Here is a 251-nt window from a genome sequence, read left to right on the forward strand (position 1 = left end):
CTCCGATTTGTTTGCCGTTCTTATCGAAGACCGGCTTAATATCTGGAGTTAAGCCATCTTGACCGTCCTTGCCATCTTTTCCGTCTTTACCATCGCGACCGTCACGGCCGTCTTTGCCGCGAACAAGACCTGCATCAATGGTCCGACCATCGTCAAGACTGATGATCAAATGTCCGGCTTCATCGACCTTGGCATCTTTAATGCCGCCCTTATTTGGACGAGGGATTACTTGAGTGGTTTGGTTGCTGTTG

The 251-nt window shown here is 49.8% G+C and carries 1 pseudogene; it reads right to left on the reverse strand.

Going from position 1 to position 251, the window contains the following annotated elements:
• Positions 1 to 251, reverse strand: a pseudogene (locus QP363_RS13320) (hypothetical protein); the annotation flags it as partial.

Origin of the sequence: Corynebacterium sp. UMB6689 (assembly GCF_030215295.1) — a bacterium.
GTDB lineage: Bacteria > Actinomycetota > Actinomycetes > Mycobacteriales > Mycobacteriaceae > Corynebacterium > Corynebacterium aurimucosum.